Annotated in this window: 24 protein-coding genes, 1 tRNA gene and 2 pseudogenes; 20 read left to right on the forward strand and 7 right to left on the reverse strand. The window is 70.7% G+C overall.

What is annotated here, in order from left to right; all coding sequences use genetic code 11:
- Positions 1-23 precede the first annotated feature (23 nt).
- The 8 genes and pseudogenes from ACGFZQ_RS12000 to ACGFZQ_RS12035 form a co-directional block, all read left to right on the forward strand.
- A complete protein-coding gene (locus ACGFZQ_RS12000) occupies positions 24-1184 on the forward strand; it encodes a DUF4037 domain-containing protein (RefSeq protein WP_393840378.1) in 1161 nt (386 codons plus the stop codon).
- A gap of 417 nt (positions 1185-1601) precedes the next feature.
- Positions 1602-3374 (forward strand): annotated as a pseudogene (locus tag ACGFZQ_RS12005) (ATP-binding protein); the annotation flags it as partial.
- 848 nt (positions 3375-4222) lie between these two features.
- Complete coding sequence (locus ACGFZQ_RS12010; protein ID WP_046728213.1) at positions 4223-4657, forward strand: roadblock/LC7 domain-containing protein; 435 nt, start codon at positions 4223-4225, stop codon at positions 4655-4657.
- A 2-nt stretch (positions 4658-4659) separates the two neighbouring features.
- Entirely contained in the window at positions 4660-5031 is a 372-nt protein-coding gene (locus ACGFZQ_RS12015) for a DUF742 domain-containing protein (protein ID WP_351705625.1), read from the forward strand.
- Positions 5009-5608: an ATP/GTP-binding protein gene (locus ACGFZQ_RS12020; RefSeq protein WP_351743290.1), complete on the forward strand. Its 600-nt coding sequence runs from the start codon at positions 5009-5011 to the stop codon at positions 5606-5608. The genes ACGFZQ_RS12015 and ACGFZQ_RS12020 overlap by 23 nt, the downstream gene beginning before the upstream one ends.
- A 61-nt stretch (positions 5609-5669) precedes the next feature.
- A complete protein-coding gene (locus ACGFZQ_RS12025) occupies positions 5670-6251 on the forward strand; it encodes a GAF domain-containing protein (RefSeq protein ID WP_393840229.1) in 582 nt (193 codons plus the stop codon).
- A gap of 57 nt (positions 6252-6308) precedes the next feature.
- Positions 6309-6908, forward strand: coding sequence for a TetR/AcrR family transcriptional regulator (locus ACGFZQ_RS12030; protein ID WP_393840230.1), 600 nt, complete (start codon positions 6309-6311; stop codon positions 6906-6908).
- 34 nt (positions 6909-6942) lie between these two features.
- Positions 6943-7098: pseudogene (locus ACGFZQ_RS12035) on the forward strand (TetR/AcrR family transcriptional regulator); the annotation flags it as partial.
- Positions 7099-7105: 7 nt separating this feature from the next.
- On the opposite strand, the gene ACGFZQ_RS12040 reads toward ACGFZQ_RS12035, so the two are convergent.
- Complete coding sequence (locus tag ACGFZQ_RS12040; RefSeq protein WP_393840231.1) at positions 7106-7729, reverse strand: NADPH-dependent F420 reductase; 624 nt, start codon at positions 7727-7729, stop codon at positions 7106-7108.
- A 195-nt stretch (positions 7730-7924) separates the two neighbouring features.
- The gene (locus ACGFZQ_RS12045) at positions 7925-8659 is read right to left on the reverse strand and encodes an SDR family NAD(P)-dependent oxidoreductase (protein ID WP_393840232.1); all 735 of its coding nucleotides are present in this window, start codon (positions 8657-8659) and stop codon (positions 7925-7927) included.
- 105 nt (positions 8660-8764) lie between these two features.
- On the opposite strand from ACGFZQ_RS12045, the gene ACGFZQ_RS12050 reads away from it, so the two are divergent.
- Entirely contained in the window at positions 8765-9391 is a 627-nt protein-coding gene (locus tag ACGFZQ_RS12050) for a TetR/AcrR family transcriptional regulator (RefSeq protein ID WP_393840233.1), read from the forward strand.
- A 269-nt stretch (positions 9392-9660) separates the two neighbouring features.
- Positions 9661-10122, forward strand: a complete 462-nt coding sequence (locus ACGFZQ_RS12055) for a GNAT family N-acetyltransferase (RefSeq protein ID WP_393840379.1) — start codon at positions 9661-9663, stop codon at positions 10120-10122.
- A gap of 261 nt (positions 10123-10383) precedes the next feature.
- Here ACGFZQ_RS12055 and ACGFZQ_RS12060 read toward each other — a convergent pair whose 3' ends face one another.
- Both ACGFZQ_RS12060 and ACGFZQ_RS12065 read right to left on the reverse strand, forming a co-directional pair.
- Positions 10384-11583 carry a YbfB/YjiJ family MFS transporter gene (locus ACGFZQ_RS12060; protein ID WP_393840234.1) on the reverse strand — a complete coding sequence of 400 codons (1200 nt, stop codon included), beginning with the start codon at positions 11581-11583 and terminating at the stop codon, positions 10384-10386.
- Positions 11580-11882 (reverse strand): muconolactone Delta-isomerase family protein, encoded by a 303-nt coding sequence (locus ACGFZQ_RS12065; protein ID WP_393840235.1) that lies wholly within the window; start codon positions 11880-11882, stop codon positions 11580-11582. Before ACGFZQ_RS12065 ends, ACGFZQ_RS12060 begins: the two co-directional genes overlap by 4 nt.
- 109 nt (positions 11883-11991) lie before the next feature.
- Between ACGFZQ_RS12065 and ACGFZQ_RS12070 the strand changes: the two genes are divergently transcribed.
- The 10 genes from ACGFZQ_RS12070 to ACGFZQ_RS12115 all read left to right on the forward strand — a co-directional run bounded on the left by ACGFZQ_RS12070 (position 11992) and on the right by ACGFZQ_RS12115 (position 19443).
- A complete protein-coding gene (locus tag ACGFZQ_RS12070) occupies positions 11992-12921 on the forward strand; it encodes a LysR family transcriptional regulator (protein ID WP_393840236.1) in 930 nt (309 codons plus the stop codon).
- Between the two features lie 129 nt (positions 12922-13050).
- A complete protein-coding gene (locus ACGFZQ_RS12075; RefSeq protein ID WP_393840237.1) occupies positions 13051-13764 on the forward strand; it encodes an SDR family NAD(P)-dependent oxidoreductase in 714 nt (237 codons plus the stop codon).
- A 41-nt stretch (positions 13765-13805) separates the two neighbouring features.
- The gene (locus ACGFZQ_RS12080; protein ID WP_393840238.1) at positions 13806-14177 is read left to right on the forward strand and encodes a YybH family protein; all 372 of its coding nucleotides are present in this window, start codon (positions 13806-13808) and stop codon (positions 14175-14177) included.
- 273 nt (positions 14178-14450) lie between these two features.
- Complete coding sequence (gene tdh, locus ACGFZQ_RS12085) at positions 14451-15479, forward strand: L-threonine 3-dehydrogenase (protein WP_393840239.1); 1029 nt, start codon at positions 14451-14453, stop codon at positions 15477-15479.
- 36 nt (positions 15480-15515) lie between these two features.
- On the forward strand, positions 15516-16709 hold the full coding sequence (locus ACGFZQ_RS12090) for a glycine C-acetyltransferase (protein ID WP_393840240.1): 1194 nt from the start codon (positions 15516-15518) through the stop codon (positions 16707-16709).
- A 39-nt stretch (positions 16710-16748) separates the two neighbouring features.
- Entirely contained in the window at positions 16749-17651 is a 903-nt protein-coding gene (locus ACGFZQ_RS12095; RefSeq protein WP_351705652.1) for a LysR family transcriptional regulator, read from the forward strand.
- A gap of 46 nt (positions 17652-17697) precedes the next feature.
- Positions 17698-18303, forward strand: coding sequence for a helix-turn-helix domain-containing protein (locus tag ACGFZQ_RS12100; RefSeq protein ID WP_393840241.1), 606 nt, complete (start codon positions 17698-17700; stop codon positions 18301-18303).
- Positions 18300-18836 carry a GNAT family N-acetyltransferase gene (locus tag ACGFZQ_RS12105; protein ID WP_393840242.1) on the forward strand — a complete coding sequence of 179 codons (537 nt, stop codon included), beginning with the start codon at positions 18300-18302 and terminating at the stop codon, positions 18834-18836. Before ACGFZQ_RS12100 ends, ACGFZQ_RS12105 begins: the two co-directional genes overlap by 4 nt.
- A gap of 30 nt (positions 18837-18866) precedes the next feature.
- Positions 18867-19226, forward strand: coding sequence for an MmcQ/YjbR family DNA-binding protein (locus ACGFZQ_RS12110; protein ID WP_351705658.1), 360 nt, complete (start codon positions 18867-18869; stop codon positions 19224-19226).
- Between the two features lie 143 nt (positions 19227-19369).
- Positions 19370-19443 (forward strand) — tRNA-Pro (locus tag ACGFZQ_RS12115).
- A gap of 89 nt (positions 19444-19532) precedes the next feature.
- Here ACGFZQ_RS12115 and ACGFZQ_RS12120 read toward each other — a convergent pair.
- The 3 genes from ACGFZQ_RS12120 to ACGFZQ_RS12130 are packed head-to-tail and all read right to left on the reverse strand — an operon-like array spanning position 19533 to position 20901.
- A complete protein-coding gene (locus ACGFZQ_RS12120; protein ID WP_393840243.1) occupies positions 19533-20495 on the reverse strand; it encodes a tyrosine-type recombinase/integrase in 963 nt (320 codons plus the stop codon).
- Positions 20465-20749 carry a hypothetical protein gene (locus ACGFZQ_RS12125; protein ID WP_393840244.1) on the reverse strand — a complete coding sequence of 95 codons (285 nt, stop codon included), beginning with the start codon at positions 20747-20749 and terminating at the stop codon, positions 20465-20467. Before ACGFZQ_RS12125 ends, ACGFZQ_RS12120 begins: the two co-directional genes overlap by 31 nt.
- A complete protein-coding gene (locus tag ACGFZQ_RS12130) occupies positions 20749-20901 on the reverse strand; it encodes a hypothetical protein (RefSeq protein WP_393840245.1) in 153 nt (50 codons plus the stop codon). Before ACGFZQ_RS12130 ends, ACGFZQ_RS12125 begins: the two co-directional genes overlap by 1 nt.
- Positions 20902-21252: the final 351 nt, after the last annotated feature.

Genomic DNA, 21252 nt, shown 5'->3' on the forward strand with positions numbered 1-21252 from the left:
GCATCGGCATGAGTCATGCACATATGCCAACCCCTGCTTTTTTACCAGGACTTGAGTTGTCCAGGCGCTTCTACACCGAGGCCGTACGCTCGCTGCTGGAGGAGGCGGCCCCCGGCGTTCCGCACTCGGCGGCCCGGGTCGGTCCGGGCTCCGAAGTCCTCGGATACGACACCGAACGCTCCGCCGACCACGAGTGGGGCCCGCGCCTCCAGCTCTTTCTGCACCCCCACGATGTGTCCCGCCACGGTGGGCGGATCAGACATATGCTCGCCGAACACCTCCCGAAGACCTTTCACGGCTGGCCCACCCACTTCGCCGCCACGGGGGACCGCGACATCCGGGTCATGCGGGTCACCGACGGCCGCGTGCACCACCGGGTCGAAGTGACCGGTGTCTCCTCCTGGTTCCGCGCCGTCCTCGGCTTCGACCCGGCCTCCGGTGTCACGCCGGCGGACTGGCTCGCCACCCCCACCCAGCTTCTCGCCGAGGCCACCGCGGGCGCCGTGTTCCACGACGGCCTCCACACACTCTCCCCGGCCCGGGCCGCCCTGGGCTGGTACCCCCATGACCTCTGGCTGCATGTACTCGCCTGCCAGTGGCAGCGCATCGCCCAGGAGGAGGCCTTCGTCGGCCGCTGCGGCGAGGTCGGCGACGAACTCGGCTCCGCCGTCGCGGCCGCCCGCCTGGTCCGCGACCTCATGCGGCTCTGCCTGCTGATGGACCGGCGCTACCCGCCGTACGGCAAGTGGCTCGGCAGCGCCTTCGCCCGGACCCCCGCGGCCCCTCGGCTCACCCCGGTGCTCACCGCCGCTCTCGCCGCCACGGACTGGCACGCCCGTGAGCGGCACCTGGTGCACGCGTACGAGATAGTCGGCCATCTGCACAACGAGCTGGAGCTCACCGACCGGGTCGACCCGGCCACCCGCCCGTACCACTCCCGGCCCTTTCGGGTGCTGCGCGCCGACCGCTTCACCCGGGCCCTCGTCGCCCGGATCAAGGCCCCCGGCATACGGGAGCTGCCGACCGTCGGCGCGGTGGACCAGTTCGTCGACAGCGCGGACGTCCTGAGCCGCCCGGACCGGACGCGGGCCGTGGCCGAGGCGGTGACGGACACCGACCGGCACGACGGCTCTTCGCGGGAGAGGACACGTGGCGACCGACGGGAAAGAGGTCACCGTGGGTGATGTTCTGGGGGGTGATGGCGAGGGTGCGGCAGGCTGCCGGCTCGCCCCGCCGGACCTTCCGCGGGTGTGCCGGCCTACGGTCGGCGAGGGGTGCGGGGCGGCGCTCGCTCCGGTGTTCCCCTTCTCCTTGTGACCGTTTTTGACCAGCTCAGATCGGGTGGTGGCCGTTCAGGAGTGAGACGGCGAGGAGGTTATCGGTCTGTCGTGCGACTGCTCATACCAGAGCGGGACCATCTCCGGGGGACTTTGTCAACTGCCCACCGCACATGATGCGTTGGCGACTACTGTGAGTGTCCGTCGGGCGACACGGGGCCGAATTCTTTTGCGGTCCCCTCGGCCGGCACCGCGATGGCGCATGCCCACCTCGCGCGGTAGGCGCGAGCAATTCAGGCCCGACGGACCAGTACGAGGACGCAGATGTCTCACCTCCGTGCACCGGCCGCCCGCGCCGACCGCCGTGAGGGCGGTCGGCACGGACGTCCGGTCGCCCGACCCGTTCCCGCGCTGCCCGAGACCCACATACGGCCTCAGTTGATGCGCCTCGCCGTGCTGCCGCCGGTCGCGGTGGCGCTCAGCGGCTGCGCGGCCGTCCTGTTCACCGTCCGCTCCACCGGTGCCCGGCCCAGTCTCACCCTGCTGGTCGTGCTCACCGGAGCGGTCTCGGTGACGGTCGCGGGCATCGTGATCGCCGCCGTGGCCGCGGGCCGCGCCGCCCGCTCGGTCAGCGACCGTGTCGGTACCCTGCGCCGCAATGCCGCCCGCGGCGAGGCCGATCTGCTGGCCCTCGTCGACGCGTTGCGCCGCGGCGAGACCCCGCCCCCGCGCAAGCCGCGCGGGGGACCGCCCGAGGACGCCGACGACTTCGAACTGCTAGCCGCCGACCTGTCCCGCGCGCACGACGGCGCCGTCACCGCCGTCGTGCAGGCGGCCCAGCTCTCCAGCCACGCCGGCAGCGAACAGAAGCTGGAGGTCTTCGTCAACCTCGCGCGGCGGCTTCAGTCTCTCGTGCATCGAGAAATCTCGATCCTCGACGAGCTGGAGAACGAGATCGAGGACCCGGACCTCCTCAAGGGTCTCTTCCACGTCGACCACCTGGCCACCCGTATCCGGCGGCACGCCGAGAACCTCGCCGTGCTCGGCGGCGCCGTGTCCCGGCGGCAGTGGAGCAACCCCGTCTCCATGACCGAGGTGCTGCGCTCCGCCATCGCCGAGGTCGAGCAGTACTCCCGGGTCAAACTCGTCCCGCCGATCGACGGCGAACTGCGCGGGCACGCCGTCGCCGACGTCATCCACCTCCTCGCCGAACTCGTGGAGAACGCCACGGTGTTCTCCGCGCCGCACACCCAGGTGCTGCTCCGCGCCAACCTCGTCACCTCCGGCCTCGCGGTCGAGGTCGAGGACCGGGGACTCGGCATGCCGGTCGGCGAACAGTCCAAGATGAACGCCCTGCTCGCCGACCCCGACCAGGTCAACGTCGCCAGCCTGCTGGCCGACGGCCGCATCGGCCTCTTCGTCGTCTCCCAGCTCGCCCGCCGCCACGGCATCAACGTCCGCCTCCAGACCAACATCTACGGTGGCGTCCAGGCCGTCCTCGTCGTCCCGCAGGGCCTGTTGGGTACGGCACCGGGCACACCTGGGGCACCGGGAGCGGTACCGCGGCCGCGCGACGCGGGAACCGGAGGCGGCACACCGGGGGCACCGGGTGGTGCGCCGGGAGCAGGGGGCCGGGCAGCTGCCCCGGGTGATGCACCGGCGGACCGGAGGCGGCCCGCACCGCAGCAGGGACCGGCCGCGGTCGCCGCCGGCGGGCGGCGCCGGCACGCGCACCACGGGGCCGCCCCCGCGCCGCTGCCGGTACGCGGCACCCAGGAGACCCGGCCCAACCCCGCCGAGGCGCTGCCCGGCATCCGACCCGAGGACCGGCCCGCGGTCGCCGAGCACGCCGGTGCCCCGCCCGTCCCGCGCGACGGCGCGGTGCGCGGCACCATGGGCAAACCCCAACTGCCGCGCCGCCGCGCCCAGGAGCACATCGTCCCCCAGCTCCGCGGCGGCCCGGCACCCCGTCAGGACAACGAGGTGCCGGCCGGACACGACCCCGGCCTGATGGCCGCCTTCCAGCGCGGCATCGGCCTCGCCGAGGCCCAGCAGCATCTGGAAGCCATCCAGACGGAGCCGACAGCCGCCGAGTCCATGGGCGGGCCACATGGAGAGACCTTCTATACCGGGCTGTCCGGTGTGGGCCTTGCCGACATGGGCGTCGCCGGTATGGGCGTGGCCGACATGGGCGTCGACGACGGATCCGGCTTGACGAGGTCCGGCGAGGGGGCCGGGGACGCGGCGAGCAGCGCATCCCACGCCACTCATGCGGACGCCGCGCATAGGGACGCCATGCACATGGACGTCACGCACTTGGAGGCCACACCTATGGGCGCCGCCCATATCGAGCCGGCACACCGGGAGGCGGCACACGGGGAGGCCGGGCACATGGCCTCGGAGTACACAACCTCGGAGTACACAACCCCGGACCAGTCGGTCCTCGATCGGATGACGTCGGATCCCATGAGGTCGGATCCCATGGCGTCGAACCCCAGGACGCTGGACCACCTGGTCTCGGACGGCCTGACTTCGGACCGTATGGCTTCGGACCACATGGGCCCGGACCACGTGACCGCGGACGGCCTGACCTCGGACCGTATGGCTTCGGACCAGCTGGGCCCGGCCCACCTGGTCTCCGACCACATGGGCCCGGTGCACACGGCTCCGGCACACACGGCCTCGGACCACACGGCTCCGGCACACACGGCCTCGGACCACACGGCTCCGGCTCACATGGGCCGGGCACAAGGGGCCCCGGTCGACCCGCAGACCGCCGCGTCCCGGCCCCAGTCGCACTCCCCGGCCCTGCGCCCGGTGCACACCTCCGAATTCACCGCCCGGCCCGACGGGAGCGCACCGGCCGGATGACCCGCACCGTTTCCACCCCCACCCCCACCCCCACCGCTCCCGCAGACCTTCGTACCCCAAGGAGTCGATCCACCATGGCGAGCGATGCGCCGACCGCCCAGGTATCCGACCTCGACTGGCTGATGAGCGGCCTCGTCCAGCGTGTACCCCACACCACCAGCGCGGTGCTCCTGTCCTGCGACGGACTGGTGAAGTCCGTCCACGGCCTCGACCCGGACAGCGCCGACCACATGGCGGCGCTCGCCTCCGGCCTGTATTCACTCGGCCGCAGCGCGGGCGTCCGCTTCGGCGATGGCGGGGACGTCCGTCAGGTCGTCGTCGAACTCGACTCGACGCTGCTGTTCGTCACCACCGCCGGCTCCGGCACCTGCCTCGCCGTGCTGGCCGGCCGCGAGGCCGACGCCGCCGTCCTCGGCTACGAGATGGCGATGCTGGTCAAGAGCGTCCGCCCGTACCTCGTCACCGCGCCCCGGCAGCATGCCGTCGAACCCACGGCGATGAGGCCTTGAGGGTGGCGGCAGCCGGCGACGGGCCATGGCTGGACGATGCGGCCGGACGCCTGGTGCGGCCCTTCACGGTCAGCAACGGCCGCACCGAGCCCAGCATCGCCTTCGACCTGATGTCGCAGGTGATGGCCACCGGGGCCACCCCTCTCGGCTACCTCGGCCCCGAGCACGCGCAGGCCCTCGACCTGTGTCGCGCACCCGTCTCGGTCGCCGAGATCGCAGCGCACCTCAAACTGCCCGCCGTGGTCACCAAGGTGCTGCTCTCCGACCTCGTCGACTGCGGGGCGCTGACTGCCAAGCCCCCCGTGTTCCACCACAACCCCACTGACCGGTCTCTTCTGGAGGCAGTGCTCGATGGACTACGACGACAGCTGTGACCCCTTCCCCACCGCGCTGAAAATTCTGGTGGCCGGTGGGTTCGGGGCTGGCAAGACCACCTTCGTGGGCGCGGTCAGCGAGATCGCGCCGCTGTCCACGGAGGAGCTCCTTACCACGGTGAGCGCCGCGACCGACAATCTCGACGGCATCGAGAACAAGGTCGAGACGACCGTGGCCATGGACTTCGGCCGCATCACCCTGGACCCCGAACACGTGCTCTACCTGTTCGGAACGCCCGGGCAGGAGCGGTTCTGGTTCATGTGGGACGAGCTGTCCGAGGGCGCGCTCGGCGCGGTCATCCTCGCCGACACCCGCCGTCTGGAGGACTGCTTCGCGGCCGTCGACTTCTTCGAGGAGCGCGGCCTCGGCTTCATCGTCGCCATCAACGAGTTCGACGGCTCCTTCCGCTACGACCCCGAGGAGGTGCGCGCCGCCATCGACCTCGACCCGGAGGTCCCGGTCGTCCGCTGCGACGCCCGTATCTCCAGCTCCGGTGTCCAGACCCTGCTCACCCTCGTCCGCCATCTCATCGCCCATGCTCCGGTCTCCGCGCCGAGCCACGGCGCCCACATGTGAACCCCATACACCCCTCACGGAGCCCATATATGACCCAAGTCCACAGCGACGGAGCCCGCCCATGAGGTACGACCCGTCGCGCCCGGCCGGTCGTCTGCTGCTCACGCCGGAGGACAAGGAGGTGCCCGTACGTACCCGGCGCCTCGGCCAGCTGGGCCTCGGCGAACGCCCCGACCCCGAGCTGGACGCCTACGCGGACCGGCTCGCCGAGGTCGCCGGGACGCCGTACGCCATGGTCAACTTCATCGGCGAGAGCCGGCAGTTCTTCGCGGGCCTGCACCTGCCGGCCGTGCCGCCACCGGTGGTGAAGCCCGACGGGACCACGCCGGTGCTGGGCCGTGAGCTGGCCCGCGACCATGGGTTCTGCCCCCATGTGGTGGTCCGGCGGAAGGCGTTGGTCCTGGAGGACGTCGGCGACTACCCGAGGTTCGCGGGCAACCCGGTCGTCGACGAGTTCGGCGTCCGTTCCTATCTGGGCGCCCCGCTCATCGACAGCACGGGGACGGTGCTCGGCACGGTGTGTGTGGTCGACGTGGAGCCGCGGCCCTGGGGCCGGGCCGGTCTGGAGACCATCAAGTCGTCGGCGGCGGAGCTGGTGGCCCGCATCGAGCGACGTGAGGCGGACGGGCTCCCGCTGCTGTGACGAGGGGAACGGTTCCGCCACTAGCCGACCGGTCTAGTACGTACGTAGGCTGGTGGTATGGGACGTACCAGTGACGCCAAGCGGAAGATCCTCGACGCCGCCCGCTCGCTGATCGAGGGGCGCGGGTACTCGGCGCTCGGGGTGGCCGAGATCTGCAAGGCGGCCGGGGTGCCGAAGGGCAGTTTCTACTACTTCTTCGAGTCCAAGGAGGCCCTCGCGCTCGCGGTCGTCGACGAGCACTGGGTGGCCCAGAAGCGCGAGTGGACGCAGACCCTGACCGGCGAGGCGGAGCCGCTCCAGCGGTTGCGGCGGCTGTTCGAGGAGACGGAGGCCGGTCAGCGCACCGTCCAGCAGGGCTGCGGCACGGTGGCGGGCTGTCTGTTCGGGAACCTCACTCTGGAGCTGAGCAACCAGACCGAGGTGGTCCGCGGGCGGTTGCAGGAGATCTTCGACGCGCAGGTCGGCATGGTGGAGTCGGTCATCGCCGAGGCCCGCGAGCGCGGCGAGGTCGCTGTGACCGACACAGGGGAGGCGGCGCGGGCGGTGGTGGCCCAGTTGGAGGGCCAGGTGATGTTCGCCAAGCTGTACAACAACACCCAGCGGCTGAGCCCGATGTGGCAGAACTGCCGGGCCCTGCTCGGCATGACGGCGACCTAGGGCTGACCTAGGGCTGACCTAGGGCCTGTCTGACAATTCCCTGTATCTGCGCTGCCTGGACCGTTACGCCGTCCGGTACGGAGACAGGTACGACCAGGCGCTCTCCTGCGGTGCGTCCGGGGAGCCGCTGCGGGCGGTACGGGCGTTCTTCGAGGTCACCCTCCAGCGCATCGCCGACCCCGACGTGCCGGTGCAGCTCAGGCGGGAAGTTCCGTGACGCCGAGGGAGAAGTCCCAGCCCCCCACCCCGTGGCGGGCGAGGCCCATCGTGAGCACGCCCGCTCCTTCCAGCCAGTGCGCCATTTCCAGGCCACCGGCGTCCATCGGGCGCATCCCGAGGCTCTTGATGAACGCCTCCACGCCCGCCTTGGCCTGCGCATTGTCGCCGGCGATGAATACGTCGGGCCGGCCGTTCTCCAGGACATGGCGGAAGACGGTGTTGAATCCCTTCACCACGCTGGCACCGGCTGGGGCCACCTTGGCGACTTCCTGCGCGATCGAGGTGACCTCGCGGTGGGCCAGACCGTCGGACGTGGAATTGAAGGGGTTGCTGATGTCGACGATGACCTTGCCCGCGAGGGCGTCTCCGTAGTGGGCGACGGCCGGAACGACACCGTCGAACAACAGGGCCACGATGACGATGTCCCCGGCCGGGACGGCGCCCCACTCTCCCGTCGTGGCGCCGCCGCCGAGAGCCTTGGCCAGGTCAGCGGACTTGGACTGATCGCGGCCCATGACCTCGACGGTGTTGCCGCCCGCCACCGCCAGCGCGCCGATGGTACGGGCCATGTTCCCAGTGCCGATGATGCTGATGCCGCTCATGAGGTGTGCTCTCTTCCTTGTTCTCGAACTTTCGCTGTGTTCGTTTGCGTCGAGTCACCCAACTGGTGAGCCGCAGGGCTCGGCGCTGGCGAAGGACCCGGGGGAGGAGCTGGGGGTAGGTCGGGATGCGTGAACCTGCCCCTCGGTGACCTCTTCCAAGGCGGGCGCCACCACATGGTCACCCGGTGTGTCCGTTCAGATCACTGTGGTGCCGCCGTCGGTGGTCAGCTCCAGCCCGTTCACATAGCTTGAGTCGTCCGAGGCGAGGAACAGTGCGACCGTCGCGATCTCCTCGGGGCGGCCCATCGTGCCCCGCGGGATCAGGGATTCGAACTGCCGCTTCGTCTCCTCGTCGAACAACTCCTCCTGCTTGGCCGTGGCGACCTGGCCGGGGGTCAGCACGTTCACCCGGATCCGCCTGTCCCTCAGTTCGTTCAGCCACACACGGGCCCAGGCCTGCTGCACGGCCTTGCTCCCCGCATACACACTCCACCCGGGGAAACCCCTGAGCGAAGCGTTCGACCCGGTCATGAAGATCGAGCCACCGTCGTTGAGCAGCGGCAGCGCCTTTTGCACCGTGAACAGCGTGCCGCGCGCGTTCAGCCAGAACGCGCGATGGAACTGCTCCTCGGTGATCTCGCCGAGCTTGGCCTGCTCACCCATACCGGCACTCGCCCACAGCACGTCGATCGAGCCCTTGTCCCGCCTGACCGTCTCGTACAAACGGTCCAGGTCGTCCAGGTCGGCCGCATCACCCTGCACGGCGGTCACGTTCCGGCCGATCACCTTGACGGCGTCGTCCAGCGCCTCCTGCCGCCGGCCCGTGATGAAGACATGAGCCCCTTCCTCGGCGAACAGCTTCGCGCCGGCCAGCGCCATGCCGGTCGACCCGCCCGTGATCACCGCAACCTTGCCATCGAGCTTTCCCACGATCACTCCTTTGTACACCGAGCTGTGTACTTAACGTAGGCGACGACCAAGCAGGAACGCAAGCTATGTACACCGATTGGTACCGCACCGGGCTACGATGGAGGAATGACGAAGCTGGAGAAGGGCCCCCAAGGCCGGCGCCGCGGCAGGGGTGCGCGCGAGCGCATCCTCAGCGCGTCACAGCAACTGTTCCGCGCTCAGGGCATCAACCGCACCGGCATGGACCAACTCTGCGCAGTGGCCCAGGTCTCGAAGCGCACGGCCTACCAGCACTTCAACGGCAAGGACGACCTGGTCGCCGAATACCTGCGCCGGTTCGATCCCGACGTCATGGCCGGAGTGTTCGACCGCACCGACCTCACGCCCCGCGAACGACTCCTCGCCGCCTTCGAGGTCCCGACATCCGGCCCAGAGGAGCTCACGCCCCTGTGCCCCTACATCGCGGCGACCGTCGAAATCCACGACCCCCAACACCCCGCGTCCCAATACGCACGCGACTACAAGCTCGCCGTCGCCGCGCGGCTCGCCGAAACGGCCCGCGAAGCCGGCGCCACCAACCCCGAAGAGCTCGGCGAACAACTGGCGCTGCTCCTTGATGGCGCCTCGGCCCGCACCCGAGTCCTCAACGCCGAGTCCTTCCCCGCCGCCGCCGCCATCGCCGCCGTCCTCATCGACAACGCCCTCCCCGCGACAGACCGGGACCGGGGAAGCGAAAACGCAACGGTCGGGTAGCCCGAGGCCGCGACTCCCTCGGGCTACCCGACCGACATAAGGGAGTAACGCTTCATCCCGCACTGATGAGCTTGTTCCGCTTTGACGGACACGGTTGGGTGGTGGTCATGCTGCGGTGCGCGCCTTCCAGGGCGTGTATCGAAAGTAGTTGGTGATGGCTCTGTGGCCTGTGTTTCCATTCCGGAGTGAACATCGAGAGCTCCGGGGTGCCTGCTGAGAGTCGGAGCCACTGCGTCCGGCAGAGGACTGATGGCGATGTCGAGGACTGCGTGCGGGTCCTCGCCGAGGTTCATGCGCGCGATGGCTATCCGGTGAACTGGCCCGATCGGCCCGGCGAGTGGCTGTCACGCGGTTCCCTCCTGGGCTCCTGGGTTGCCGAACACGAAGGCCGCCTCGTCGGGCACGTCAGTCTGTCGCACGTCGGCGAAGGCGATCTGGCTCCGACGTTGTGGAGCGAGCGGAACGGGGCGACGCGGGGTATGACCGCCGTGGTCAGCAGACTGTTCGTTTCCCCGCAGGCGAGGGGGCATCGGTTCGGTGCACTGTTGATCGGCCGGGCAGTGGAGGAAGCGCGGCGTCATGGCCTGCATCCGGTGCTCGACGTCGTCACATCCGACACTGCCGCGGCAGCCCTGTACGAGCGGCTGGGGTGGGAGTTGATGGCTACCGTCGAGCAGCAGTGGAGCCCGCACCAGAAGGTGGCCATCCGCTGTTACACAGCGCCGTCGTGACGTGGCCGGGCATAGCCACTCGTTGAGGGTCACGACGAGGACGGTCGCCTCCTGGCGGACCGCGCAAGCTTGTCGTACCGGATGGCCGTGGCGCGGCGCTTCTTGAGGCCATTGATACCGCACCCGACCGCGTGCCGGGCTTCGTAGTCCTACGAGTCGAATGCCGACGGTCGGCCGTCTCGCGAGCGCCCGAGCCCGTGGCCGTCGGGTGTGACGCCGACGCCGCCGGGCGGCTCCTTCCGTACACGCACTAGGCGTGCACTAGGCGTGTGTGGCCCCGGCCCGCTGGCGTCGTTGTCGTACCGGCGCTGTGTGGGCCCCGCCCATGTGGTGCGGGAAGCCGATCCGCAGCACGGCCGCGGCCGCGGCCGCGGCGAGGACCAGCGCGGCGGCCAGGAGCAGGGCCTGGTGGTAGCCGTGGCGCAGCAGCGGGGCGACGACCAGCGGGCCCAGGATCTGGCCGACGGAGTATCCGGCGGTCAGGAGGGCGACGGAGCGCGGGAAGCGCAGATGCGCCCCCGTGGCCAGGGCCAGGGTGCTGACGCCCAGGAACGTGGCGCCGAACAGCACTGCCGAGCCGAGGGCGGCGGCCGTACTCCCGGTGACCGCGGGCAGGGCGATACCGACCGCCTGGACCGTGAGCGCGGTGAGCAGCAGGCCGGGGCGGGACCACCGGCGCCCCAGCCGGGCCCACAGCGCCGAGGACGGTACGGCGGCCAGCCCCACCAGCACCCAGGCGCCGCTGCCCACCCAGCCGGGGGAGCCCTGGCCGATCGCAGCGACCAGGAAGGTACCGGCGACGATATAGCCGACGCCCTCCAGGAAGTAGCTGACGAACAGGGCGCCGAACCAGCGGCGGGTCCGGGCCGTCACCCGGCTCCCGGGCACCGCGGCGGTCGGCGCGTCCTCGGGCCGCAGATTCCACGAGGCCGCGGCCAGCACCCCGGCGAGCGCGGCGGCGGCCCACCAGGCGGCCCGCCAGTCGGCGACGGACCGCAGGGCCAGCACCAGCAGACCGGACAGTGCGATTCCGGCGCCCACGCCGCCGAAGGCCCAGCCGGGCAGGTGCCCCGGGTGTTCCCGCAGATGGTGCAGCAGGGAGGCGACGGCGACGACGAAGACCAGGGCGCTCGCCGCCCCGGCCAGCAGCCGCAGCACGCCCCACACCGCCGTGCTGTGGGTGAGGGGCATCGCGGCGAGCGTGGCGGTCAGCAGGAGCAGGGAGCCGCGCAGCACGGTGCGGGACCGGACCAGCGCGGGGGCCAGCGTGCCGGCGAGCGCGCCGACCAGATAGCCGACGTAGTTGGCGGTGGCCAGGTTCGCCCCGGCACCGGCGGACAGGCCCGCCCGGGCCTGCATCAGGGGGAGGATCGGGGTGTAGACGAACCGGCCGACGCCCATACCCGCGGCGAGCGCGGCGCCCGCCCTGACGACATGGGTCCAGGGAGATGCGGTGGTCATCGGGTGCCGTCGGACCGGCCCGGATCGTTGGGGTGGGACTCCAGCGGGGTGACGGTCACCGTCATCCACGGGCGCAGCGGCAGGGTGCCGAGCACCTTCTCGTGGAGTTCCTCCTCGTCGGCGGCGCACCAGACGCCGATGCTGCGCAACTCGCCCACCGGGCGCCACAGTCGGGCCAGCTGGCCGGTCGCGGCCAGTTCCCCCGCACGGACGGCCTCCGCGGCCCGCCGCCGGTCGACCTCCTCCTGGCCCGTGCCCTCGGGAACGGTGGTGGTGATCTCGACCAGGAACTCTCGCACGACGTGCTCCCTCCACTCTCGGTGAAGTTCATCGTGCTCCCGTCACGAGCGCCGATGCCACGACCGGTTGTCTCGCTGCTGGGAGGCGCTGCCTTCCAGCGCGCGTAGCATGGCGCGCGTGGAACTGCGTCAGCTGCGTTACTTCGTCGCGGTGGCCGAGGAACTGAACTTCGGCCGGGCCGCCGAGCGGCTGCTCATCGCGGGCCCCTCGCTCTCCCAGCAGATCAAGGCACTCGAACGGGACCTGGGCGTCCGGCTGTTCGACCGGGACCGCCGCTCGGTCTCGCTCACCCCGGCCGGCGCCGACCTGCTGCCGCACACCCGGGCCCTGCTGGAGCGGGCCGACGACCTCAAGCTCCGGGCCGGTCGGCTGTCGGGTTCGCAGTCGGTGCGGCTCGGTTACGTCAACTGGCTTCCCCCGGACCTGACCTTGAGGACGGCCGCGGTGGCCCGGGTGCACGTGGATGCCTGGGTCGCCCCCTCCCACACCCAGGCCGCCCGGGTCGCCGACGGCAGTCTGGACCTCGCCGTCTGCTGGGTGCGCACCGAGGACCTCAAACGGCTCGGGCTGCGGGCCCGGCTGCTCGGCGCCGACCGGCTGTACGCCGTCGCGAAGGGCACCGACACCAGCGATCTGGCGGCCCGGGACACCGACGTCCTCATCGACGACGACATCACCTCCTGGGCCTCCTGGAACGTGTACGCCGAGGAGCTGACGCAGGCCGTCGGTGCCCGTGCCGTGCGCATCTCCGACGGCGCCATCACCGGCCCCGCCTTCTTCGACCACGTCCGCCGCTGCACCCGTCCGGTCCTCAACTCGCCCAAGGGGCAGACCGTTTCGCTCCCGCCCGACCTGGTCCGCCGGGAGATCGTCGCGCCGAAGGTGTACTGGACCTGGTCCCTGGTCCGGCGTGAGAGCGAGGATCGCGCCGGAGTCCTGGCCGCCGTCGACGCCCTGTGCGACGGCGTCGGCGACCTCGGCATCCACGCCGAGGACGCCTGGCTGCCCGCCGACGACCCGTACGCGCTCCCGGGCTGAGCTGCGCTGAGAGGCAGCGACTCCCAGTCGGAAGGAAACTGATCCTGGCGCCTTCCGATCGACCCGACCTACCTTCCAAATAGTCGACCGGTCGGCTAGTTCCGGTCAGCCACTACGGAGAAGGTCACCATGAACGCAGAGAACCAGAAGGTCGCGATCGTCACCGGCGCCTCGCAGGGCATCGGCGCCGCCCTCGTCGAGGGCTACCGCAAGCTCGGCCACGCGGTCGTCGCCACCTCGCGCACCATCGCCCCCGTCGACGACGCCGACGTCCTGACCGTGCAGGGCGACATCGCGGACCCGGCGACCGCCGAGCGGGTCGTCGCCGCGGCCGTCGAGCGCTTCGGGCGTATCGACACCGTCGTCAACAATGCGGGCGTCTTCGTCGCGAAGCCCTTCACCGACTACACGGCCGCCGACTACGCCGCCGTGACCGGCATCAACATGGACGGTTTCTTCCACCTCACCCAGCGGGCCCTGCCGCATCTGCTCGCCCAGGGCGGCGGACACATCGTGAGCGTCACCACCAGCCTGGTCGACAACGCGGACGCCCGCGTCCCGTCCGTCCTGGCTTCACTCACCAAGGGCGGTCTGCAGTCCGCGACCAAGTCCCTGGCGATCGAGTACGCCACCCGCGGCATCCGGGTCAACGCGGTGTCGCCCGGCACCATCAAGACCCCCATGCACCCGGACGAGACCCACGAGTACCTCGCCGCCCTGCACCCGGTCGGCCGGATGGGTGAAGTGAGTGACATCGTCAACGCGGTGCTCTTCCTGGAGACCGCGCCGTTCGTCACCGGCGAGATCCTGCACGTCGACGGCGGTATGAGCGCCGGACACTGACGGCTCGGCAAGTCACCGGCCAAGAAGACCAAGGAGCGGACATGACCCGCATGACGGAGGATACGGCGATCCTGAGCGCAGTCCTCGACCGGTGGAAGGCGGCCGTCGACGCACACCAACCCGATCGCGTCGCCGCCCAGTTCACCGAGGACGCCATTTTCCAGGGACTGCACCCCTACAGCGTCGGACGGCAGGGCGTCGCCGCTTACTACGACTCCCAGCCCCTCGGCATGAAGGCGGCCTACCGCGTCCTGGAGACCCGGTGGCCCGCCGCGGGCGTCGTCCTCGGCTACCTGGCCGTCGAGTTCTCCTTCACGGACCGGCCGCCGCTGGACGTGAAGCTCTCGGTCCTCGTGACCCGCGCGGGGGACGACTGGTACATCAGCCACTACCAGGTCTCCCGCCTCGACTGAGCGCCGCGCCGCAAGCGCCATGACGTGCCGTCGTCCGGCTGCGGGGCCGTCCTGGCCGGCCGCTTCCTCACTCTCCTGCTTCGCCCGACCTGCTCGGCGCCGGCGCCGAGCGTCGTAAGGGCGTGAAGCGGAGCTGTGGCGGCGGTTAAGAAATCCTCGATGGACCCGAGGCGCCCGGGTACGGCAGATTGCTGTGCGATTCCACCCCCCTCCCCGGCCGCGGGACGCTTCGGCGTGCCCGTGGCCGGGGCCTCACGCACAGGAGCCGTAGCGTTGAAGGCGCTGGTCAAGCAGAAGGCGGAGCCCGGGCTGTGGCTCGCGGACGTGCCGGAGCCCGCGGTCGGACCCGGTGATGTACTGATCAAGGTGCTGCGGACCGGTATCTGCGGAACCGATCTGCACATCCGGGCCTGGGACGGCTGGGCCCAGCAGGCGATCAGCACGCCCCTGGTGGTGGGGCACGAGTTCGTCGGCGAGGTCGTCGGGACCGGCCGCGACGTCGTGGACATCAAGGCCGGCGACCGGGTCAGCGGTGAGGGGCATCTCGTCTGCGGCAAGTGCCGCAACTGCCTGGCCGGACGGCGCCATCTGTGCCGTGCCACGGTCGGCCTCGGCGTCGGCCGCGACGGCGCGTTCGCCGAGTACGTCGCGCTGCCCGCCGGCAACGTCTGGGTGCACCGCGTCCCCGTCGACCTCGACGTGGCCGCGATCTTCGACCCGTTCGGCAACGCCGTGCACACCGCGCTCTCCTTCCCGCTCGTCGGCGAGGACGTCCTGATCACCGGGGCAGGGCCGATCGGTCTCATGGCCGCCGCCGTGGCCCGGCACGCGGGCGCCCGCAACGTCGTGATCACCGACGTCAGCGAGGAACGCCTCGACCTCGCCCGCAAGATCGGCGTGAGCCTCGCCCTGAACGTGTCGCAGGCCCGGATCGCCGACGGACAGCGGGAGCTGGGGCTGCGCGAGGGCTTCGACATCGGCCTGGAGATGTCCGGCCGCCCCGAGGCGTTGCAGGACATGATCGCCAACATGACGCACGGCGGCCGTATCGCCATGCTCGGCCTGGCCGCCCAGGAGTTCCCCGTCGACTGGGCCCGGATCGTCACCTCGATGATCACCATCAAGGGGATCTACGGCCGTGAGATGTTCGAGACCTGGTACGCGATGTCCGTCCTCCTGGAGGGCGGACTCGACCTCGCCCCCGTGATCACCGGCCGCTACGGGTACCGCGACTTCGAGGCGGCCTTCGCCGACGCCGCGAGCGGCCGTGGCGGCAAGGTCATCCTCGACTGGACCCTCTGACCGACCCGCTGACGACAAGCCAACCAAGGACTGATGATGTTCGACTCCGTGCGCGACGACCTGCGCGCCACCCTCGACGAGATCCGCGCCGCCGGTCTGCACAAGCCCGAGCGGGTCATCGGCACCCCGCAGTCCGCGACCGTCGGCGTGACCGCGGGCGGCCGCCCCGGCGAGGTGCTCAACTTCTGTGCCAACAACTACCTCGGCCTCGCCGACCACCCCGAGGTGATCACCGCCGCCCACGAGGCCCTGGACCGCTGGGGCTACGGCATGGCCTCCGTCCGCTTCATCTGCGGAACCCAGGAGGTCCACAAGGAGCTCGAGGCGCGCCTCGCCGGCTTCCTCGGCCAGGAGGACACGATCCTCTACTCCTCCTGCTTCGACGCCAACGGCGGTGTCTTCGAGACCCTCCTCGGCCCGGAGGACGCGGTGATCTCCGACGCCCTCAACCACGCCTCGATCATCGACGGCATCCGCCTCTCCAAGGCCCGCCGCTTCCGCTACGCCAACCGCGATCTGGCCGACCTGGAAAGCCAGTTGAAGGAGGCGCAGGGCGCGCGACGCAGGCTGGTCGTCACCGACGGCGTCTTCTCCATGGACGGCTACGTGGCGCCGCTGCGCGAGATCTGCGACCTCGCCGACCGCTACGACGCGATGGTCATGGTCGACGACTCGCACGCCGTCGGCTTCGTCGGCCCGTCCGGCCGCGGCACCCCCGAGCTGCACGGCGTGATGGACCGCGTCGACATCATCACCGGTACCCTCGGCAAGGCCCTCGGCGGCGCCTCCGGCGGCTATGTCGCGGCCCGCGCCGAGATCGTCGCCCTGCTCCGCCAGCGCTCCCGCCCGTACCTCTTCTCCAACACCCTCGCCCCGGTGATCGCGGCGGCCTCGCTGAAGGTCCTCGACCTGCTGGAGTCCGCGGCCGACCTGCGGGTCCGGCTCGCCGAGAACACCGCGCTGTTCCGCGGCCGGATGACCGAGGAGGGCTTCGACATCCTCGCCGGCGACCACGCCATCGCCCCCGTGATGATCGGCGACGCGTCGCGGGCCGGCCGGATGGCCGAGCTGCTGCTGGAGCGGGGCGTGTACGTGATCGGCTTCTCGTACCCGGTGGTGCCGCAGGGGCAGGCCCGGATCCGGGTGCAGCTGTCCGCGGCCCACTCGACGGACGACGTCAACCGCGCGGTGGACGCCTTCGTGGCGGCCCGGGCGGAACTGGCGGCCTGAGCGGTCCGAGCACCCCGGACATATTGCAATAATCGAGCCATGATCGAGGCGCGGCGGCTCCACATCCTCCGTGCGGTGGCCGACCACCGCACGGTGACGGCGGCTGCCGCCGCGCTGTATCTGACCCCCTCGGCCGTCTCGCAGCAGCTGGCGGCCCTGGAGCAGGAGACCGGCCACCGACTGGTCGAGCGCAGCGCCAAGGGCGTACGGCTCACCCCGGCCGGTGAGATCCTCCTCGGCCACACCAACGCGGTCCTCGCCCAGCTGGAGCGGGCCGAGGCCGAACTGGCCGCGTACGGCTCGGGCGAGGCCGGCACGGTCACCGTGGCCGCCTTCGCCACCGGCATCGCCCAGGTGGTCGCCCCGGCCGTGGCCCATCTCGCCCGCACCGCCCCCGGCATACGCATCCGCGTCCAGGACGCCGAGGGCGACGCCAGCCTGCCGATGGTCCTGGACCGGCAGGTCGATGTCGCGGTCGCCGTCGAGTACCGGGGAGCCCCGTCCGCCGACGACCCCCGGCTCACCCACGTCTCCCTGTACGCCGAGCCCTTCGACGCGGTCGTCCCGCTCCACCACCGCCTGGCCGGGGCCGACGAGGTGCCCCTCGCCGAACTGGCCAAGGATCCGTGGATCGGCCCGTACCCCGGCAACCCCTGCCACGACGTGGTCGTCCTGGCCTGCGAGAGCGCCGGCTTCCAGCCCCGCCTCGAACACTCTTCCGACGACTTCCGGGCCGTGGTGGCCCTGGCCTCGGCCGACGCGGGCGTGGCCCTCGTCCCCCGCTCGGCCCTGCGCGGAATGGACCTGACCGGCGTCGTCGTACGCCCGGTCGACGGCATCGCCCCGACCCGCCGTGTCTTCGCGGCCGTGCGGCGCGGAGCCGAGGGTCATCCGCTGATCCGCCCGGTGCTGGAGGCGCTCGGCGAGGCGGCACGGCCGTGAGCCGTCCTTAACACTGACGTTTCGTATCAGGGATATCGTCCCGGATGTGAAACGGGATGAGCCGGAAACCACAAGCCGAGACGAGACGGTCGCCCCCGACCCCGTCGACGCTCGCCTCGGTCGCCGCCTCGCCGAACTGCGGGGCGAACGCGGCTGGTCCCTGGGCGAGTTGGCCGAGCACAGCGGAGTGAGCAAGTCCACCCTGTCGCGGGCCGAACGCGCCGAGACCAGCCCCACGGCCGCCCTCCTCAACCGGCTATGCAACGTCTATGGGCGGACCATGTCCCAGCTGCTCAGCGAGGTCGAGGCGGCACCCGCGCCGGTGCTGCGCGCGGCCGAACAGCAGGTCTGGGAGGACCGTGCCGCCGGTTTCGTACGGCGGTCCGTCTCGCCGCCGCACGGCGGCCTGCGCGCCGAACTAGTCGAGGGCCGGCTGGCGGCGGGCGCGGACATCGCCTACGACCGTCCGCCGGTACCAGGCCTGGAACAGCACCTCTGGGTGCTCGACGGGAGGCTCGCGGTGACCGCGCAGGAGGTCGAGCATCTCCTGGACACCGGGGACTGTCTGCGGCTGCGGGTGTGGGGGCCGACGCGGTTCCGGTGCGCCGGGCCGGGGGAGACGCGGTATGTGCTGGCGGTGGTGCGGCCATGAGGGCACTGCGCCTCGGGGCGGATCAACTGACCGAGCGGGTGGGGGAGTTGGCCGAGCTGCTGGCCGACACCGTGAACGGCGGGGCGTCCATCGGCTTCCTCGCGCCCTGCGAGCGGGAGCGGGCCGTCGCCTGGTGGCAGGGGCGGTTCGACGCCGTGGCCGTCGGCAGGCTCGCCGTCTGGGCGGCGCTGGACGACGGTGACCGGGTCGTCGGCACGGTCAGCCTGGCCTTCCCCTTCCCCGACAAGCCGAACAGCCGGCATCGCGCCGAGTTGGTGAAGCTGATGGTCCACCGCGAGGCCCGCGGCCAGGGCATCGGGAGACGGCTGCTGACCGTCGCCGAAGAGGCGGCGACCGCCGCCGGCATCACCCTGCTCCACCTCGACACCGAGACGGACAGCCCGGCCGAGCACCTCTACCGGTCGGCCGGCTGGACCCGCGCCGGAGTCATCCCGGACTACGCGGCCGACCCCGGCGGGGTGCTGCGGCCGACGACCCTCTACTACAAGCACGTCGGTGCTCTGACCAGCTGACTGTCAGTGGCAGGCGCTACGGTTCCAGGCATGCCGGAAGCCGAAGACGTACGCCGTGTCGCGCTGTCCCTGCCGGACACCAGCGAGAAGATCGCCTGGAGCATGCCCACGTTCCGGGTCGCCGGGAAGATGTTCGCCACGCTGCCCGAGAACGAGACCTCCATCGCCGTGCGCTGTCCCAAGGAGGAGCGCGACGAGCTGGTGCTCGCCGAGCCGGACAAGTTCTGGATCGCCGATCACGAGGCCCAGTTCGCCTGGGTCCGGGTGCGGCTCGCCGCCCTGGAGGACGAGGCCGAGCTGCGCGACATCCTCGCCGACTCCTGGAGACAGGCGGCCCCGCCCCGACTCCTGGACTCCTACCCGGAGGTGGGGCTGCCGGGGCCGGACTGAGACCCGCCGCACCGGCCGTACCGCCGCGGCCCTCGGATCCAGCCGTCACTCCGCCCGGACAAAAGCCGTGCGCGACCACGGGTCCGAGTGCGGTATTGTTTCCTTGCGCGTTTCGACCGGGGAAATCCCAGGTCAGACGGCACCGGGACGTGGCGCAGCTTGGTAGCGCACTTGACTGGGGGTCAAGGGGTCGCAGGTTCAAATCCTGTCGTCCCGACTGGAGACAGTCGCAGGTGAGGGGTGGTTTCGGACGAATCCGAAGCCGCCCCTCACTAATTGTTGGGGACCAGCGGTTCTTGACCGGTGCTATCGGGTGAGGACAGTTGTTGCGGGAAGCGTGCGTGGGGCGCGTAGCACGTTGAGGTGTGCGGAGAGTGCCGTACCGGCGGCTGTGATCTTGTGGATGTCCGGGTGCAGGTAGCGCTGGGTGGTGATCAGTGAGCCGTGGCCGGCGATCCTGCGCAGGACGTGGATGGGGACTCCGGCGTCCGCGAGCCAGGTTAGTCCGGTGTGGCGGAGGTCGTGGCGGCGCAGGTGTTCGTAGCCGAGGCGGGTGACGACCTCGTTCCAGTGGGTCGCGTCGTGCAGGACCGCGGTGGAGATGCGTCCTCCGCGTGGGCCGGTGAACAGACGCGCGTCGGGGGCGGGGCCGGCGGAGAGGATGCGCTGGGCCACGAGCGGGCGGATCTCCTCGATGATGGGCACTTTACGAGCGCGCTTGCCCTTGGTGCCCTTGTCTGTCAGTCCTCCGGGCGCGGGTGTGGTCTGGCGTCGTACCGTCCAGATCCACTGGCTGGTGTCGATGTCTCCGACGCGGCACCCGGAGACTTCGCCGGTCCGGGCGGCGGTGCTCGCGGCGAAGAGGACGACGTCGCCCCAGCCTCGGTACTGGTTGGAGGAGGCGGCCACGAGTGCGTCGGCCAGCTGGACGAGGGTGTTCCAGTCGGGCAGGGCGAGGGCTCGTGGGTCGCGGAGTTCGTCCTCGGCCTGCTTGTAGAGCTTCTGCCAGCCGCTGACCCGGGCGGGATTGACTTTGACGATGCCGTCGCGGACCGCCTGCTCCATGACGCGGACCAGGACAGCGATGGTGTTCTTGACCGTGGAGCGGCTGTGCTCGTCGACGATCCAGTTCTGTACGCTGCGGGGGACGACGCCGTTGGTGATCATCCGTACGGCGAGGTGGCCCAGGGCGGGGACCACGCGCATCCGCCATCCCGCGAGATACGGGTCGAGGGTCTTCAGCTCCAGCCCGCGCAGGGCGAGATCCATGTTCGCGTCGCCGTATTCGGCGAGTTACATGGTGGCGAGCGAGGGGACAGCCCGGCCTGTGCGGCTTCGATGATGTCCTGGAGCCACTCCTGCGCCTCGTCCTCGTCCGTCTTTCCCTCCGACAGGGACAGGCGCCGCTTCGTAGCGGGATCGAACCAGCGGACACGCGCTCGGTAGGGATGGGGGCGATCGGGCCGATATTCGATGTCGGTGGAGAGCCGGACACCGACCGGAACAATGATCTTCTCGGCCATCAGGCTTCCCGGCCCGGGACGATCCGGCGGCTGCGCAGCCATTCCTCGACGTCGAGCGCGCTGTACATGACGACGCGCTCCGAAACGGAGACGAACGGCGGGCCCTGCGGCGGCCGAGCGGTGCGCCAGCGGCGCAGAGTCGAGGCGTCCACGTGCAGGCAGACGGCTAGGTCACGGCTAGGTCACTTGTCGAATACCAGCTGTTGGCCAGGAACGACGAACTGCTGCCGTCGTGGACGGAGACAACCTGGCTGGCTATGGAGTGCGCCGCGCCATCCTTCTGCTTGCGCGACTGACGGTTTGTGGAATCTGAGGTGCCGCCGGGCCGCCTCCCGCGGCCCCTGCGGATCGGGGCAGGACCCGTGCTCCAGCGCCAGGATCTCCCCGGTCCGCATCCCCGTGAGGTAGCCCAGGACGATGAAACAGGCGGTGCCCAGATGTCTCAGAATCCCGGGGACGTCGTGGAAGTCGAGCGGACCGTGCCAGGGCTCCCCGCCCAGCTT

It is taken from the genome of Streptomyces sp. NPDC048254 (assembly GCF_043201895.1).
GTDB lineage: Bacteria > Actinomycetota > Actinomycetes > Streptomycetales > Streptomycetaceae > Streptomyces.

Bases quoted from the DNA above. Each gene is read 5' to 3' on its own strand.
- ACGFZQ_RS12000 (WP_393840378.1), top strand. From the start codon at position 24: ATGCCAACCCCTGCTTTTTTACCAGGACTTGAGTTGTCCAGGCGCTTC.
- ACGFZQ_RS12010 (WP_046728213.1), top strand. From the start codon at position 4,223: ATGGCGAGCGATGCGCCGACCGCCCAGGTATCCGACCTCGACTGGCTG.
- ACGFZQ_RS12020 (WP_351743290.1), top strand. From the start codon at position 5,009: ATGGACTACGACGACAGCTGTGACCCCTTCCCCACCGCGCTGAAAATT.
- ACGFZQ_RS12025 (WP_393840229.1), top strand. From the start codon at position 5,670: ATGAGGTACGACCCGTCGCGCCCGGCCGGTCGTCTGCTGCTCACGCCG.
- ACGFZQ_RS12030 (WP_393840230.1), top strand. From the start codon at position 6,309: ATGGGACGTACCAGTGACGCCAAGCGGAAGATCCTCGACGCCGCCCGC.
- ACGFZQ_RS12040 (WP_393840231.1), bottom strand. From the start codon at position 7,729: ATGAGCGGCATCAGCATCATCGGCACTGGGAACATGGCCCGTACCATC.
- ACGFZQ_RS12050 (WP_393840233.1), top strand. From the start codon at position 8,765: ATGACGAAGCTGGAGAAGGGCCCCCAAGGCCGGCGCCGCGGCAGGGGT.
- ACGFZQ_RS12060 (WP_393840234.1), bottom strand. From the start codon at position 11,583: ATGACCACCGCATCTCCCTGGACCCATGTCGTCAGGGCGGGCGCCGCG.
- ACGFZQ_RS12070 (WP_393840236.1), top strand. From the start codon at position 11,992: ATGGCGCGCGTGGAACTGCGTCAGCTGCGTTACTTCGTCGCGGTGGCC.
- ACGFZQ_RS12075 (WP_393840237.1), top strand. From the start codon at position 13,051: ATGAACGCAGAGAACCAGAAGGTCGCGATCGTCACCGGCGCCTCGCAG.
- ACGFZQ_RS12080 (WP_393840238.1), top strand. From the start codon at position 13,806: ATGACCCGCATGACGGAGGATACGGCGATCCTGAGCGCAGTCCTCGAC.
- ACGFZQ_RS12090 (WP_393840240.1), top strand. From the start codon at position 15,516: ATGTTCGACTCCGTGCGCGACGACCTGCGCGCCACCCTCGACGAGATC.
- ACGFZQ_RS12095 (WP_351705652.1), top strand. From the start codon at position 16,749: ATGATCGAGGCGCGGCGGCTCCACATCCTCCGTGCGGTGGCCGACCAC.
- ACGFZQ_RS12105 (WP_393840242.1), top strand. From the start codon at position 18,300: ATGAGGGCACTGCGCCTCGGGGCGGATCAACTGACCGAGCGGGTGGGG.
- ACGFZQ_RS12110 (WP_351705658.1), top strand. From the start codon at position 18,867: ATGCCGGAAGCCGAAGACGTACGCCGTGTCGCGCTGTCCCTGCCGGAC.
- ACGFZQ_RS12120 (WP_393840243.1), bottom strand. From the start codon at position 20,495: ATGGATCTCGCCCTGCGCGGGCTGGAGCTGAAGACCCTCGACCCGTAT.
- ACGFZQ_RS12125 (WP_393840244.1), bottom strand. From the start codon at position 20,749: ATGGCCGAGAAGATCATTGTTCCGGTCGGTGTCCGGCTCTCCACCGAC.